Source organism: Massilia sp. HP4 (assembly GCF_005222695.1).
Classification (GTDB): Bacteria; Pseudomonadota; Gammaproteobacteria; order Burkholderiales; family Burkholderiaceae_D; genus Telluria.
Genome location: NZ_STGG01000003.1, coordinates 1 through 15,049, shown reverse-complemented (window position 1 = coordinate 15,049; position 15,049 = coordinate 1). Strand labels below are relative to the sequence as shown.

General features: G+C 63.8%; 13 protein-coding genes. 5 read left to right on the top strand and 8 right to left on the bottom strand.

Features of this window, described 5'->3' with window-relative positions:
- Window positions 1-85: 85 nt before the first annotated feature.
- The 5 genes from E8M83_RS00625 to E8M83_RS00605 are packed head-to-tail and all read right to left on the bottom strand — an operon-like array spanning window position 86 to window position 5,495.
- The gene (locus tag E8M83_RS00625; RefSeq protein ID WP_137171463.1) at window positions 86-610 is read right to left on the bottom strand and encodes a hypothetical protein; all 525 of its coding nucleotides are present in this window, start codon (window positions 608-610) and stop codon (window positions 86-88) included.
- Complete coding sequence (locus E8M83_RS00620) at window positions 607-1,500, bottom strand: type II secretion system protein J (protein ID WP_137171462.1); 894 nt, start codon at window positions 1,498-1,500, stop codon at window positions 607-609. The genes E8M83_RS00625 and E8M83_RS00620 overlap by 4 nt, the downstream gene beginning before the upstream one ends.
- A complete protein-coding gene (locus E8M83_RS00615; protein WP_137171461.1) occupies window positions 1,497-1,946 on the bottom strand; it encodes a prepilin-type N-terminal cleavage/methylation domain-containing protein in 450 nt (149 codons plus the stop codon). The genes E8M83_RS00620 and E8M83_RS00615 overlap by 4 nt, the downstream gene beginning before the upstream one ends.
- Window positions 1,936-2,430, bottom strand: coding sequence for a Tfp pilus assembly protein FimT/FimU (locus tag E8M83_RS00610; protein ID WP_267874152.1), 495 nt, complete (start codon window positions 2,428-2,430; stop codon window positions 1,936-1,938). The genes E8M83_RS00615 and E8M83_RS00610 overlap by 11 nt, the downstream gene beginning before the upstream one ends.
- On the bottom strand, window positions 2,427-5,495 hold the full coding sequence (locus E8M83_RS00605; protein ID WP_137171459.1) for a DUF6701 domain-containing protein: 3,069 nt from the start codon (window positions 5,493-5,495) through the stop codon (window positions 2,427-2,429). Before E8M83_RS00605 ends, E8M83_RS00610 begins: the two co-directional genes overlap by 4 nt.
- A 189-nt stretch (window positions 5,496-5,684) precedes the next feature.
- On the opposite strand from E8M83_RS00605, the gene E8M83_RS00600 reads away from it, so the two are divergent.
- Entirely contained in the window at window positions 5,685-7,322 is a 1,638-nt protein-coding gene (locus E8M83_RS00600; RefSeq protein ID WP_137171458.1) for an ATP-binding domain-containing protein, read from the top strand.
- A 393-nt stretch (window positions 7,323-7,715) separates the two neighbouring features.
- The gene (infA, locus tag E8M83_RS00595; protein WP_005664553.1) at window positions 7,716-7,982 is read left to right on the top strand and encodes a translation initiation factor IF-1; all 267 of its coding nucleotides are present in this window, start codon (window positions 7,716-7,718) and stop codon (window positions 7,980-7,982) included.
- Between the two features lie 46 nt (window positions 7,983-8,028).
- Here infA and leuA read toward each other — a convergent pair whose 3' ends face one another.
- Window positions 8,029-9,711: a 2-isopropylmalate synthase gene (gene leuA, locus E8M83_RS00590; protein ID WP_137171457.1), complete on the bottom strand. Its 1,683-nt coding sequence runs from the start codon at window positions 9,709-9,711 to the stop codon at window positions 8,029-8,031.
- Between the two features lie 565 nt (window positions 9,712-10,276).
- Between leuA and E8M83_RS00585 the strand changes: the two genes are divergently transcribed.
- Both E8M83_RS00585 and E8M83_RS00580 read left to right on the top strand, forming a co-directional pair.
- The gene (locus E8M83_RS00585; protein WP_137171456.1) at window positions 10,277-11,395 is read left to right on the top strand and encodes a hypothetical protein; all 1,119 of its coding nucleotides are present in this window, start codon (window positions 10,277-10,279) and stop codon (window positions 11,393-11,395) included.
- 144 nt (window positions 11,396-11,539) lie between these two features.
- Window positions 11,540-12,061: a nuclear transport factor 2 family protein gene (locus E8M83_RS00580; RefSeq protein WP_137171526.1), complete on the top strand. Its 522-nt coding sequence runs from the start codon at window positions 11,540-11,542 to the stop codon at window positions 12,059-12,061.
- A 59-nt stretch (window positions 12,062-12,120) separates the two neighbouring features.
- On the opposite strand, the gene E8M83_RS00575 is transcribed toward E8M83_RS00580, so the two are convergent.
- Entirely contained in the window at window positions 12,121-12,870 is a 750-nt protein-coding gene (locus E8M83_RS00575; protein WP_137171455.1) for an HNH endonuclease signature motif containing protein, read from the bottom strand.
- Between the two features lie 75 nt (window positions 12,871-12,945).
- A complete protein-coding gene (locus E8M83_RS00570) occupies window positions 12,946-13,383 on the bottom strand; it encodes a hypothetical protein (protein ID WP_137171454.1) in 438 nt (145 codons plus the stop codon).
- Between the two features lie 246 nt (window positions 13,384-13,629).
- On the opposite strand from E8M83_RS00570, the gene E8M83_RS00565 reads away from it, so the two are divergent.
- Window positions 13,630-14,916, top strand: coding sequence for an MFS transporter (locus tag E8M83_RS00565; protein WP_137171453.1), 1,287 nt, complete (start codon window positions 13,630-13,632; stop codon window positions 14,914-14,916).
- The last annotated feature ends 133 nt before the right edge of the window (window positions 14,917-15,049 follow it).

Below are 15,049 nucleotides of genomic sequence, written 5' to 3'. Positions count from 1 at the left end.
GCTTCTCCTGGCAATAAAGGCAGATATCGCCATTACACCGCAAAACGCCGGTGCGATGGTCCGCAAGGATTGCACGATCCTCCGGCTAGTTGCAGAATTTGCCCTCAGGCGTCTGGCACAAGGTGGCGACCCGGGACCGCTCCACATAGTCGGCCAGCGGCACGCTGCCGGGATCGGGGCAGGCCGTCGTGCTGCCGTTGCAGGCCGTCGAGACGATGCGGTAGATGCGCTTGTTCACCGATTTCAGCGTCGGCTGGGCCGGATCGGAAAGATCCATGTTCTCCCCTTCGGCGTATTCGCGGAAGGTGCAGCTGACGCTGACGGTAAAGCCCGAGTCCTGGCGGAAGTCGCCCAGCACCGTGGGCGTGACTGCCGGCGCCGGGACATTGGCGGCGGTCGGCAGCTGGACGCATGCCTGGTTCAGGCTGAAGAACGCCCATTCGATGCCCCCGCGCGCCGCCAGGTTGGCGCGCGCGCCGAGCAGCGCCTGGTTGACCGTGCCCTGCTGGGTATCGGTCAGGCGCAGCAGGGATACCGCGATGCCGGCCACCACCACCAGCAGGATGACGGCCGCGATATAGGCGAAACCGGATTGCGAGCGGCGCATCATGGCACGTTGTCCACGTGGGCGCCGAGCGTCAGCGTCACCGCTTCGCCCTTGTCGGTCAGGGTAAGCTGCAGCTGGGCGAAGCCGCTTTCCTGGGTCGGCCCCCCGTTCGGCGAATACGAGAACACGCATTTCTCGACCTTGGTGGCCAGCACCGCGGCGCCGGCCGGCGCCGTGCCGTCGGGCGCGCTGCAGACGGGCGAGCCGTGGAAGTTCGCATCCGTCAGGCGGTACAGGACGCCCCGGCCGGTGCCGGCAGCATCCGTTCCGCCGCCGATGCAGGAATAGCCCACCACGCGCTCGCCGGCCGGCACCACGATGAAACGCCCGCCGTCATAGCCGGGCGGCACGCGCATGCCATTCGGGTCGCTGCCCGGCGCGCCGGTATCGAGCGTGACGCGCGATTCGCCCAGCCTCAGGTCGGTGTGTGCGACCGGGGCCGCCAGCACGGTTGCGGTGAAGCGGCCGCTGTAGACGTCGTCCGGGTTCTGGTTGCCGATCACGATCGCATCGCCCGCCTGCGGCGGGTCGTCGAAGGCGGTCAGCACGTCGAAGCTGTTCCTGGCGACGGTGTCGTCGAGCCATGCGGCGGCGCCCGCGGCGCTGTCGGGCGCGGTGCGGTAGCGGCCACCGTCCTTGCTCGGCACCAGCTCGAGACACGACGTGGAGCCCAGGCGCAGCGAATTGGGCACCGCGCCGCGCACGTCGCTCACGATGCGGCGCAGCGCGGTATCGGCCTGGTTGGTCAGGTTGGCGCGCTGGCCCACCAGCAGGTAGCTGCGGATCGACGGCAGCAACTGCAGCGAGAGCATGCCGCCGATGATCCCGATCAGGACGATGACGACGATCAGCTCGACCAGGGTGAATCCCTGCTGGCGTTTCATGGTGTTCATGCCGGTGGCCTCGTGCGCCAGCCGGTCAGCGTCAGCGATTGTCCGCGGTAGCTGACGGTGACATCGATGCGCAAGGCGTCGCCATTGGCCGCGATCCCGGCCAGCGCGGCGGGGCCGACCGTCACCGACACCCCGTAATCCTGCAAGCCGGGGACGGCGGCGCCGGTGGCGTCCTGGATGCCGGCGCTGGCATAGCCGGCATAGTCCTGTACGTCGTTGTAGTTGGCGCGGCCGGCCTGGTTGTCGGCCGTCGTGAATGGCTTGAGCATGATTTCTTCCATCATGGTTTCGCCGATGGCGATCATCTGCTGCTGGATTACCGGGTCGGCGCTGGCGATGTTGGCGCGGCTGTAGACGGCCGCCAGGCCGGCCAGCGCCATGCCCACGATCGCGATCGCGATGATCAGTTCCACCAGGGTGACCCCGGCCATGCGCTTATTCGACATAGCCGGTCCTGCCGTCGAAGACGATGTTGCGCCGGGTCTGCTCGTCCATCCGGATCTCGATGGTGCGCGCGCCGAACGGCGCCCCGAGCGGCGTGCTGCCGATGGTGCCGTCGGGATGGAAGAACAGCGTGGCCGGGGCGTTCGTCATCGTGACTTTGGCGTCGGCGCTGTCCCGGTCACCGTCGGTCACGCCGGCCAGTGCGGCGTTGCAGGCGGCCGCGCCATCGGTGGCGAGCGGCCGCGCGGGGCTGGTGCGGATGCGCAGCCTGAGCGTGGTGGCGGTGGTTTCCACGCACACCAGGCGACGGCGCGCCACGGCGGTCTTCTGGGCCTGGCGCAGCGTGCTCGCGACCTGGTCGCCGAACACCACCGCCTTGGTGAAGTCTTCGCCCATCAGGCGCGGGATGCCGACGGCGGCGAGCACGCCCACCAGCACGATCACCAGGATCAGCTCGACCATCGTGAATCCGTGCTGGCGCCTCAATTGAACACCTCGCGCATGTGGATGATGCGCCGGTTTTCGGGCTCGAAGATGCCGAAGGTGGCGCGGCCGGAAGGATCGGCGCAGCCTGCGAGGGAACGCAGCCAGGGCAAGGCGGCGCCAGGGGTGTCGGTGGGCTGGTCGGCCAGGCAGGACAGGTTCTTGCCGGTATCCGGGCCCAGGTTGATGGCGACGTCGATCCAGCCGGCGACAGTGGAACTCATCGGCAGGCTGACTACACCGTTGGCAAGCTGGTATTCCGTCTGGGGGAACGGCGGGAGCGCGGGCTTGTTCGGCGACGGACCGTGGAAGGTGCGGGCGATGGCGTCGGTCTTGATCGTCGTCCGGCTATCCGCGGCATGCAGGGCCCAGCTGCTGCCGGTCCAGTATTCGGCCCGCAGCTGCAGGTCGAGCGACGAGCGGATATAGCCGAAACGGTTGTTGATGCGCAGGCGGCCGGTACGGATGAGGGGGCGGGCCACTTCATGCGCCTTGTCAGTGGCGCTGGTCACCGCCTGCAGCGCGTCATTGTTCACGGCGGCGGCGTTCCTGGCGCGCAGGCGCAGCGTGGTCGGGGCCATTGCCTGCTTGGCGGGGTGCGTGTAGGTAGGCTTGACCTCTGCCTGGCCCATGGAAAAGAGGTCGGCGCCGATCGTTGTCCTGGACAGGATCCCGTCCTCGGGATTGTCTTTCTTGTCTTCGTTGTCGCGTGCGCCCAGCACCAGCTGCTCGCTGAGCTTCAGGTGATCGGAGTAATTGGCGGTGACTTCGCCTCCGGCGCTGCGCGCCGAGACGCGCACGGGGAACTCTTCGCCGGCGTAATAGAACGAGCGGGCGGGATTGTCGACCAGCTCGAGCATGAAGTACTTCGGGATGAATGGGCCGGCCGTGCCGCTGCAGGCGCTGCTGGCGGTGCGGGTGGTGCCGACCGTCTTCAGGCCACTGTCCAGGAACGTGTCCAGGCTTGCTTTCAGGTCGAGCTTGCCTACCTCGTTCCAGGCCGCCCTGGCGGCGGCCGCACCCGACTTGAATTTGAGCTTGTCGAAGGATACCGTGCCGTTCGCCCAGGCCTGCTGGCAGGCGGCGCGGTCCTCGGCCGCCAGAACGGTATTGGCCACTTCCGCGAGCAAGCCGTCATCGAAGTTGGGCGTTGTTGCGCCATTCTTTTCCACCGCCACGACGGTCACGTCGAACTGGTCTCCGGCGCGGGTGGCGGTGGTCGGATAGTCCTTGACGACAAAATGGTCGGGCGCGACCGTGAAAGTACTATTGGTCTTGGTGTCATCGATGCCGGCGTCGAGCCGCAGGCGGCCGACATCCTTGTAGTTGAACGTCAGCTCGGCCCTTCCGTTGTCATTGAATGGCGTGGCGATGCCGGTCCGCGTCTTGCCATCGCAGACCAGGTCCGTGCCGGCGATGCTGGGCTTCAGGTCACCCGTCGTTGGCAGCTCCCGGGTGCAGGCGTATTCCAGGGTCTTGGTCGTCCTGAACGCGGCCTCGCAGGTCTTGGTAGTCGGATTAGGCTGGCGCGCCGTGATCACGAATTTCTGGTCATTGCCGGCGCGATGATGCGGCACCGAGAACGTCAGTCCGACGCCGCCGGCGAAATTCATGTCGCAGCTGCTGGAGCCGCCATTGCGGCATTCGGGAACGATCGTGGCGCCGTTGTATTCGAGCCGCAGGGCCTCGATGCCCGCGATATCGCGCGATACCTGGCCCAACGCGGTAGAGGTATTGCCGATGTTGACCGTTGCTCCACCCGGGAACAACTTGACCGTTGCGCCGTCGGTGTAGGTTTCGGTGCAGCTCGCGTTGGCGCAGGCAATGACCTTTACGTTTTCGGTCGAGCAGGCCTGCGCCTGGCCATCGTGTTCGATGCGGAAGTGATGCAGGCGCGAGACTGGTGGGGCCGCGCCGCACTTCGGTCCCAGCGTGGAATTGAAATCATAGCCGCTCTGGTTGTTCACGCAGCTGCAGTCGCCAACCGTAGCCCCCTTCTTGCACTGGATATACTCGGACACGCGGCCATGCCACAACAGGGTCGCGATGTTCACCGCCGCATTGCCGTTGATGATTGCCTCCGACGCTTCCAGCTTGAGTTCGCCTGTATCGACGTCGCCGTTGACGCGTGCCGATGATCCCAGGGTGAGGGATTTTTGCGCCGTGACCTTGCCGGTAACGGCGCTGTTGGCCGCGCGCAGCTCGACTTCGGGCGCGGTGACCTTGCCATTGACCTTGCCGTCCGACTCCAGCATGAAGCGGGTGGTCGCCACGACTTCGCCGTTCAACGTGACATGCGAATCGGTGGTCACGACGGTCCCGCTGACCGGTCCGTGGATCGTGGAGTAGGAGGCGATCTTCAGGGTGCTGCTGGCCTTGACCGCGCCGTTGACCGTGACCGAGGAATCGGTCGCGATCGCGGCGCCGCTGAGCGAGCCGCCGATGGTCGACGAAGAGCCGATCCACACGTCGCCGGTGGCGGTCACGCTGCCGCTGATCTTGACCTGCGAGTTGGTGGTGATGGCGGTGCCGCTGACCGACCCGTCGATGGTGACGGTGTAGGCGATCGCTACCGCACCGCGCGAGACCATATTGCCGGTGATGTGGAATTCCGGTCCGGTGCCCAGGCTTAGCGAACCGGCATTCACGTCAGCCTTTACCCGGATCGCCCCGCCTATCTTGAATGCGCCGTCCGCGTGGAACGAGCCGCCGGTGATGCTGATCTTGGCCGGATTGATCTGGGTGAGGTCGATCGAGCCGCTACTCGTCAGGCGCGCGCTGCCGGACATCGACAAGCCATAGTCCCAGCCCGGGCTGACATCGGATTTGACGTGGACGCTGTAACCATTGGCGATCGCCATCGAGTCGTCCCAGGCGGACGACGGCAGGTTGCCGCAAGTGTAAGCATTGCCGTCGAGCTGGCAACCCTTGACTTTCTTGCCAGCGAAGGTGTGCACCTCTCCAGCGTATGCCGGCGCCTGCATCAGGCACAGGACGCACAGCAGCAGCCACGCCGAAAGGCGCAGCGCTACGGCCGGAATGGCGGTAAGGACGGGAGGTAAATGCACGAAGAACCTGACGCTGGGCGTAATGCCCGAAAGTGTGCACTGGATTGCCGCCAGGCGACAATAAATTTTTCAATCTGGCAATGATTCCGGGGTCTTTCTGTCCAATAGTGCGTTCCGCCGACAACGGTGTGTGACTAAGATGGAAACAGACTTACAATAGTTTCCACCTTACTAACGCTTGCGGACATCATGGCTCATATCCAACCTGCCGGCTGGCGCGAGATGGCCGTTACCGGCGCCGCCGCGCGCGAGATCGAAACCCTGGCCTATCTCGAGCAGCGCCTGGCCGACACGCCCTACGTGATCTACCACGGCGTGCATTGGACCAATGTGGAGCAGGGCTATTCGGTGTATGGCGACGTCGACTTCATCGTGCTGGCCCCGAACGGCCGCATCCTGGTGATCGAGCAGGTCGCGGGCTTTTTGAACGAGACCCCGGAAGGCCTGGTGAAAAGCTACCAGGGCAAGCCACGCAAGATCCGCAGCCAGATCCTGTCGACCATCGAGGGCCTGGCCAAGCGCTATCACGGCGCGCTGTCCGTTGATTACCTGCTGTACTGCCCCGACTACATCGTGCGCGACCAGCAACTGGCCGGGATCGACCCGGACCACATCATCGACGCCACCAACAAGCCCAAGCTGGCGCGCGTGATCCGCGAGGCGCTGCCGATTACCGACCGCAGCGACGACTTCGACAAGGTCACGCGCTTCCTGGGCGATACCCTGAACCTGCGGCCCGATCCCAGCGCCATGATCGGCAATGCGGTGAAAATGGTGACGCGGCTGTCGGGCGGCCTGGCCACCTGGGCGCGGCGGCTCGATTTTTCTCCGTTTCGCCTGCACGTGATCGGCACCGCGGGCAGCGGCAAGACCCAGCTGGCGCTGGCCGAGTACACGGCCGCGATCGACGCCGGCCTGCGGCCGCTGTACGTCTGCTTCAATCGGCCGCTGGCCGACCACATCGAGCGCCTGGTGCCGGCGGGCGGGCGGGTGGCCACCTTCCACATGCTGTCCGACGCCTGGTTGCGCGCGCAGGATGTCACGCCCGACTACGGCGCGGCCGACGTCTGGGACAAGATCGAAACGTCGATGACGGGCGCCGAGCTGCCCGAGACCTGGCAGTTCGACGTGGTGATCGTCGATGAAGGACAAGACTTCTCGGTGGCCTGGCGCGACATCGTGCTGCGCATGCTCAAGGAAGGTGGGCGCGCGATCTGGATGGAAGACCCGGACCAGAACCTGTACGGCCGCGCGATGGTGCCGCTGCCGGGCTGGGTCACCCTGCATTCGCACACCAATTACCGCAGCCCGCGCCAGATCGTCGACATGCTGACCAAGATCGGCGCCGCGCGCCAGCCGGTGGAGGCGGGCAGCCCGTTCAAGGGCGCCGACATCGAGGAGATGACGTATCCCGAAGGCGATGAAGAAGCGATGCTGGCGCAGACGCGGCGCGCGGTGACGTCATGCCTGGCGGCCGGATTCGGGCGCCAGGACATCGCGATCTGCGCGTTCCGCGGGCGCGAGAAGTCGGCCATCCTGAAGCTCGACCGACTGAGCGATGCGCACACGCTGCGTTCGTTCACCGGGGCCTATGATCTGTTCGGCAACCCGGTGTTTCGTGAAGGCGGCCTGCTGGCGGAATCGGTGTACCGCTTCAAGGGGCAGTCGGCGCCGGCGCTGATCTTCACCGAGATCGACTTCGAGGAACTGGACGAACGGGCGCTGCGCAAGCTCTTCGTGGGCATGACGCGCGCGCGCCTGAAGCTGGTGCTGGTGATGAGCGAACGGGCTTCAGTGCAGATCCTGGATCGGATGAGCGGGCGTTGACAACGACTGGGTAAATTATTTTGTGCGGTGCACAAAAACACTGTTATACTCAGTCGCTGGATGAGACAGCGTCTCTTCCAGGTCTCCCGACCCGTGACCGCGCCTGTGCAGTGCGCGACTTTCCGGGAGACGTGTTTTCGGTATGTCAGTCAGCCTGTACAGCGGACGCACCGCGCAGATAGCGCGGGCGCCCACAGCTCCGGCACCACGCAGATAGCATGGGCGGGAGCGGCGATAAATCGGTAATGCTTTGAAACGAAGCCCGCAGGATGCGGGCTTTTTTTTCATCCCTCTCCTGGCGTCGCATGCTGGGCCCCAACGACCCCCCGCATCAACGACCCCCCGCATCAACGACGCCCGGCGCCTGCCGGCGCCGCACCAGGAGAACCTTGCATGGCAAAAGAAGAACTGATCGAAATGAACGGCCTCGTGTCCGAAGTGCTACCGGAGCTGCGTTTTCGCGTCGAGCTCGAAAACGGCCACAAGATGATCGCCTACACGGCGGGCCGCATGAAGAAAAACCACATCCGCATCCTGATGGGCGATCGCGTCACGCTCGAGCTGTCGCCCTACGACCTGACCAAGGGCCGCATCGTGTTTCGCCATCTTGAGTCGCGCGGACCGGCCGGCCCGCGCCGCGCGCCACAGCGCCGCCGCTGATCGCTCGGCGGCATCGGCAGGGCGCTGCGTATTCCAGGCTAACAGCTCAGGCCGCCAGCGCGGCCGCACCCTCTCCACTGGCCTCCACATGGCGATTCACCGCCGACAGCACCGACTTGAACGAGGCGGTCACGATATTGCTGTCGATGCCGACGCCGAACAGGGTCGGCCCATTCCCCACCCGCAGCTCGACGTAGCAGGCCGCGCGCGCATCGGCGCCCGAGCCGATCGCGTGCTCGTGGTAGTCCATCAGGCGGATCTCCAGGCCCAGCGCATTCACGAAAGCGTCGATCGGACCATTGCCGGTGCCGGCGAAGGTTTGCGGCGCATGGTGGCGCGCCACGTTCACGTCGAGCTCGACCTCGTGCTCGCTGTCTTCGACCATGCGGTGCGAGATGTAGTGATACGGCTCGTCCTGCTCGAGGTATTCGCGCGCGAACAGCGCATGCAGGTCGGCGGCGTTGATCTCGCGGCCGCTCTCGTCGGCCACGCGCTGTACGGCGCGCGAAAACTCGATCTGCAGACGGCGCGGCAGCTGCAGGCCGAATTCCTGTTCCAGCAGATAGGCCATGCCGCCCTTGCCCGACTGGCTGTTGACGCGGATGACAGCGTCGTAGCTGCGGCCCAGGTCGGCCGGGTCGATCGGCAAATACGGCACTTCCCAGATCGCATCCGCCTGCTGCTTGGCGAAGCCCTTCTTGATCGCATCCTGGTGCGAGCCCGAGAACGCGGTGAACACCAGGTCGCCCGCATAGGGGTGGCGCGGGTGGACCGGGAGTTGATTGCAATCTTCCACCAGCTGGCGCACGGCGTCGATGTCCGAGAAATCCAGGCCAGGATTGACGCCTTGCGTGTACAGGTTCATCGCCAGGGTGACCAGGTCGACGTTGCCGGTGCGTTCGCCATTGCCGAACAGGCAGCCTTCGACGCGGTCGGCGCCGGCCATCACCGCCAGCTCGGCGGCGGCGACCGCGGTGCCGCGGTCATTGTGCGGGTGCACGCTGATAACCAGCGATTCGCGGTTGTTCAGGTTGCGGCACATCCATTCGATCTGGTCGGCGTACACGTTCGGCGTGGCCGCTTCGACCGTCGACGGCAGGTTGACGATCATCTTGTTGTCCGGCGTCGGCTGCCACACGGCGCTGACCGCATCGGTGATCTGCTTCGAGAAATCGAGTTCGGTGGTCGAGAACGATTCAGGCGAATACTCCAGGCCCCACTGGGTCTGCGGATGCTGGGCGACGAGTTCCTTGATCAGCTGGACGCCCTTGACCGCGATCTGCACGATCTCGTCGCGCTCCATATTGAACACCACGCGCCGGAACACCGGGGCCACCGAGTTGTAGACATGGACGATGGCGCGCTTGGCGCCAACCGCCGATTCGACGGTGCGGCGAATCAGCTCGTCGCGCGACTGGGTCAGCACGATGATGGTGACGTCGTCCGGGATGTGCTTGTCGTCCACCAGCATGCGCACGAAGTCGAAGTCGGTCTGCGAGGCGGACGGGAAGCCGACCTCGATTTCCTTGATGCCGATCTTGACCAGCATCTTGAAGAAGCGCAGCTTCTTCTCGACGCTCATCGGCTCGATCAATGCCTGGTTACCGTCGCGCAGGTCGGTGCTCATCCAGATCGGCGGCGTGGTGATGGCGCGGCTCGGCCACTGGCGGTCGGTCAAGGGGACGGCGGGGAAGGGACGGTATTTGGTGGCGGGATTGGTCAGCATGATCGGGTGCTCCTGTTGAATTGGTCACTGGGCGGCCTCGTGGGCCTAGGGGTGGCGACAGGCTGCCGGGCGGGCCACGAAAACGCTAGGCCCGGCAACCGATCGGTAGCTTTAGCAGCAGGCAAATGCCTGCGCGTGAGCCGGCCGCCAGGACGAACCCGGTGGAAAAAATCGATGGTGCGAAAAATGGCGTGGTAGACATCGGTGCGAATCCTACTGCTGTTGGGGCCGGCGGAGCCGGGACGTACGGCGGAGTTACGCGCGTAGTAGCAGGGCGGCCGGCGATAGCGCGCCGGCGGCTGGTAGGGAGGTCGACAGATGCAGGGTGAAAGACATAATTTCGACTTTAAGGAACTCTTGGCCGTATGTCAAGCGGGCAATTGGCAATTGTGGAAAAGAAAGTATGGGAATTCTGCTGTGTTGGTATGGCAGATTGCGCATCCAGGGTGTCGCTTTACCGCCGTCTCCCTCAGTGGCGACGGCAGTTTATGCTCTCGTCATGGCCGAGAGCAGGGGCGAATAGTCAGCAGCGTGGTAGCATCGAAGACGGACCTTTCTGGAGAGATTCATGACCCGCCGTTCCGTGACCGATACCGTCCTCGACACTGCTCGCCATCGACTGAAGCTGTGCGGCGCCTTGGCCCTCGTGCTGCTGTGCTCGGCCTGCGGCGACGGCATCCCGAAGGACAAGGACGACGAGGACGGCGGCGATCCGCAGCCACCGCCGGTGGCTGCGCTTTCGATCCTGGCGGGCGATGCGACGATCGAAGGCACGATGGACGGCGCCGGCACGGCCGCACGCTTTAAATGGCCACAGGGCATTACAATCGACGCCGATGGCAACCTGTACGTTGCAGACACCGGCAACTTCGTGATCCGCAAGATCACGCCTGCAGGCGTGGTCACTACCGTGGCTGGCGCGGCCGGTACCAGCGACTTCGTCGACGGCAATGCCGGCAATGCCCGCTTCGTCAATCCGGTTGCGGTGGCGGTGGGCAGGAACGGAACGATCCATGTGGCCGATAACCTGCGTATCCGCAGCATTACCACTGCCGGACGCGTGAGCACGACGGCCCTGATTCCGATCGGCAGCAACGTCAGCGGCGGCCGTGTGGCCACCGTGGTGCCGGGCGCGATCGCGGTCGACGCCAACGACAACTTGTTTGTCACCAATGGCTATGGTACGCGCAGGATTTCGGGTGGCAACACCCTGATGCTGGAAGGCCAGTCCGTCGTGAACGACCTGGGGGGCGTCAGCCTGTTCGAACCGCGCGGCGTGGCGGTGGATGGCAACAACAATGTATTCGTGTTCGACCTCGAGCGCGAGATAAGCCGCTGGAACCCGAATGGCCTGATCGGTACCAACACCCTGGTCACGCTGGCCGGCGCGCCCAATGCACGGGGATCGTCCAACGGCACCGGCAATGCAGCGCGCTTCGAGCAAGTGGTGGGGGTGACGGTCGACGCGCAGGGCAATGTGTATGCGGCGGATGCGATCAATAACCTGGTGCGCAGGATCACGCCGGCCGGCGTGGTCACGACGGTGGCCGGCACCACGCGCTCGATGACGCTGCGCACCGGCGACTTGCCGGGTAGCCTGGCCGATGTGCGCGGCGTTGTCACGGATGGCAAGGGCAATTTATATGTGACCTCTGGCAATGCGGTGGTCAAGATCAGGCTGCCGTAAGCACATCGATCGTCGGTCCGGATGATCGTGCAATCTTTCCGGACTATCCAGCTAACGCTTGCCAACGCGGGCGACGCACACTATCCCGACGCGGATGGCCTTGGGGCCGTCCAACTTAACGACTATCGTCAGGGAGGGTGTGTGATGCGATTCTTTCGAATTGGTTCGGTTGTTTTCTGGCGCTGGCTCATGGCTTGCGCGCTGGTGCTGACCCAGGCGCAGGCCATGGCCGACGTGCGTGCCGACAGTGGCGCCGAGACCCAGCGTAACCGGGAGGCGGTCAGCAAGGCGTTTGCAGCATGGGCGGCGGGCGGGCAGGGCTTCTTCGACGATATGCTGGCGCCGGATGTGGTGTGGACTATCAAGGGAAGCGGGCCCACTGCGGGCGTGCACCGTGGCAAGCAGGCGTTGATCGACAAGGCGGTCAAACCGCTGTCGACGCGCCTGCAACGCCAGATTCGGCCCACGATCCGCAACCTGTGGGCCGATGGCGATCACGTCATCATCGAATGGGATGGCGAGGCGGTGGCGAAAGATGGAAAGCCATACCGGAACAGTTATGTATGGATCTTTCGCATGCAAGGCGGGCGCGCGTCCGAGGTAACGGCTTATCTCGATCTTGCGCCTTATGATGATGTGTTGCGGCGTGTGCCGGCCTCGCAGTAAAAGGAAAGAACTAGCCTTTTTACGCTCGAACTGGAGCCAGCAACCGGTTTCGAACTCACTTAATCTGCAGTCGGCGCTTCAATGATTAAACGCGGGATCTTCTGATACAAGTGGAGCTTGAAGTTATCGCGATCAATCGACGAGTGGCATCGACGGTGACAGTTCGGGCAAAGAGCCACAGCATTCGTTGTCGTGTCTGAGCCGTGGCTCGCTAGTGGCATAACATGGTGTACTTCAAGGTAAGGTAAGCCATCATTGCCGACAAAAGGTGCAGGGCTATCGCAGCCTTCGCATTGGCCTTTTGCAGCTTGTAGCACCCACGCTTTGACGGCGGGATCGCGAACATATGATGTTGTAATTGACGACACCATTGTGGGCTGAAAATTCCCTATTGGCCGCGTGCCCAGCGTCTGCATTCTTAACGAGGTCACCTTGGTCGCCAAAGTCACATGGTCTGACGTTGGAATGTAAGATTCGAGGAAATCAATGCCGCAATCGCGCAGCAGTGCAACCATTTTCTCTTTGACGGTACTGCCGATATTTTTGGCAGGAAGATATCCGGCGATCCAAGGCATTTTTAGTTCGTAAAGCGCCGCAGAGATATTCTGCATGCGAAACTCAATTGACCCCTTGGTCCGGGTAGGTAGCTGACTCGCCCGAAGCTGCCGATTTACCTCTGCCTTGCTATATGCTTGACCATTGAGCTCTGCGCGCAGCATGTTGAGATAAGCTTGGATAGCGCTCGTGAGCTCATCGTCCGTCCACGGACTATTGTTGAGAACAGCTGGGGCTTGGAAGAGATCGGACATGACTGGATGAACGAAGCAGTTCATCCAGTCTAGCTATTGTTCAATATCTTGACAACAATATGAACATCCTGATGTTCAGACTGGCATTACAACAGCCTGCTTCCCATACTCGACCATCCGGCCACCATGTTCACGCTGCCAGGCCGCGGCGGTCGGCTTGTCCGCGAACCAAATGTGCTCATGGTCGCCAAATGCGCCAAGATCGAGCCGGAAAGGATCCAGCACCTCCGGCGGACGGCGGTCGATATCGCGCTTGCAGGCGTCCCAGGTCGCATAGCCCAGTTCCGCCGCCAGGGTGCGGAACATATGCTTGAGCTGCAGTGTGGTGCGCGCATGATAGAGCTCGGTGACGCGCGAGCCTGTTACCGCGCCCGCAGAATGCACCCGACGCACGATGGGCAAGGCCTTGCTGGGCTGGTCTGAATGCGCGCTGCGCAGCATGCCGCGGGCGTAGCGGCGCAGGAAATCGGTATTGGTATCGGGAGGGGTGTTTCGATGGGGATGGAGGCGCATGCCGAGTCCTTTCACATGGTGTCGGCCGCTCTCGCTACGGCATCAGTGAATGAACAGGGATGAAGTCCTGACAGACGATCACGTCATTGACGTTGGCAGGTGCGCTGGCTTTCGCGAGAGTGGGCGTCCTGCACAGCCCGGAGCGGATGGTATCACGAGTCGCGCGTCTTTTAGTCGCTGTGTTGCTAACTCGCCATGGTGAAAAAGGCTCAACCGGTGATGGGCGCGCTTTGATACCATCCCGAAATGAACGTTACCTCTACTCACCTGGTCGCGACTTCGCGCATCCGTCATCGCCAGAACCTGGCGCTGGTCCTGTTGGTCGTTACCGGCGTCATCAACTACCTCGATCGCGCCACGCTCGCTGTCGCCAACGAGTTCATCCGCGCCGATCTCGGGCTCTCGCTGGGCGAGATGGGTGTGCTGCTGTCGGCGTTCTCGTGGAGCTATGCGCTGTGCCAGCTGCCGGTCGGCGCCCTTGTCGACAAGATCGGGCCGCGCTGGCTGCTTGGCGCAGGATTGGTGATCTGGTCGCTGGCCCAGGCGGCGGGCGGGCTCGTGTCGACCTTTGGCTGGTTCGTGCTGGCGCGTGTCGTGCTCGGCATCGGCGAGGCGCCGCAGTTCCCGGCGGCGGCGCGGGTCGTGAGCAACTGGTTTCCGCTGCGGGCGCGTGGTACGCCGACCGGTATCTACAACTCGGCCTCGCCGCTGGGCTTTGCACTGGCGCCGCTGTGTTTGTCGCCGCTGATTGCCGCGACCAGCTGGCACTGGGCCTTCTTCATTACGGGCGGGTTGGGCATCGTTGCGGCCATCGTCTGGGTGATGCTGTACCGCGATCCGGTGCGCGAGGAACTGACTGTCGAGGAGCGTGCCTATCTGGACGAAGGCCAGACGTCAGAGCCGGCGCCAGCGGCCGGTTTCGCGTCCTGGCGCGCACTGTTCCGCCAGCGCGCCACTTGGGGCATGCTGCTCGGTTTCTTCGGTTCGGTTTACCTGAACTGGGTCTTCCTCACCTGGCTGCCGGGCTATCTGCGAACCGAACGCAATATGGATGTGGCCTACGTTGGCGTGGCGGCGACGATTCCCTTCGTGTGCGGGTTCCTGGGCGCCTTGTCGGCCGGCTGGGCGTCCGACCAGATCACTCGCCGCGCGAAATCAGTGGTGGCGGGGCGCCGTACGGCGGTGGTGCTGTCGATGCTGGGGATGGTGGCGTTCACGATTCCTGCCGCGCTGGTTGAGAGCAATACCGCAGCCATCGCCTGCATCTCGGTCGTGATCTTCCTGGCCAACGCGGCGTCGGCCTGTTCGTGGTCGCTGGTGACGGCGGTGGCGCCGCGCAGCCGCATTGCCTCGCTCGGGGCGATCCAGAACTTCGGCGGGTTCATCGGTGGCGCGCTGGCTCCAATCTTTACCGGCTATATCGCGCAGAGCTGGTCGTTCGTACCAGCCTTGCTGACCGGTGCAGGTATAGCTTTCCTCGGCGCGATGTCGTATCAGTTCCTGGTTGTTCGACCGATTCCAGAGCAGGACTGACAGGTTGTGCTCTAGGGAAGCGCTGATTTATTCATGGCGGCGGTCTTGGCACGGAAAAAAGCGCCCTGCTGCGTTGTAAATCCTCGCCATACCACGCGGTATGGCTGCGGTTTACGCCTTGCCGGGCGCCTTT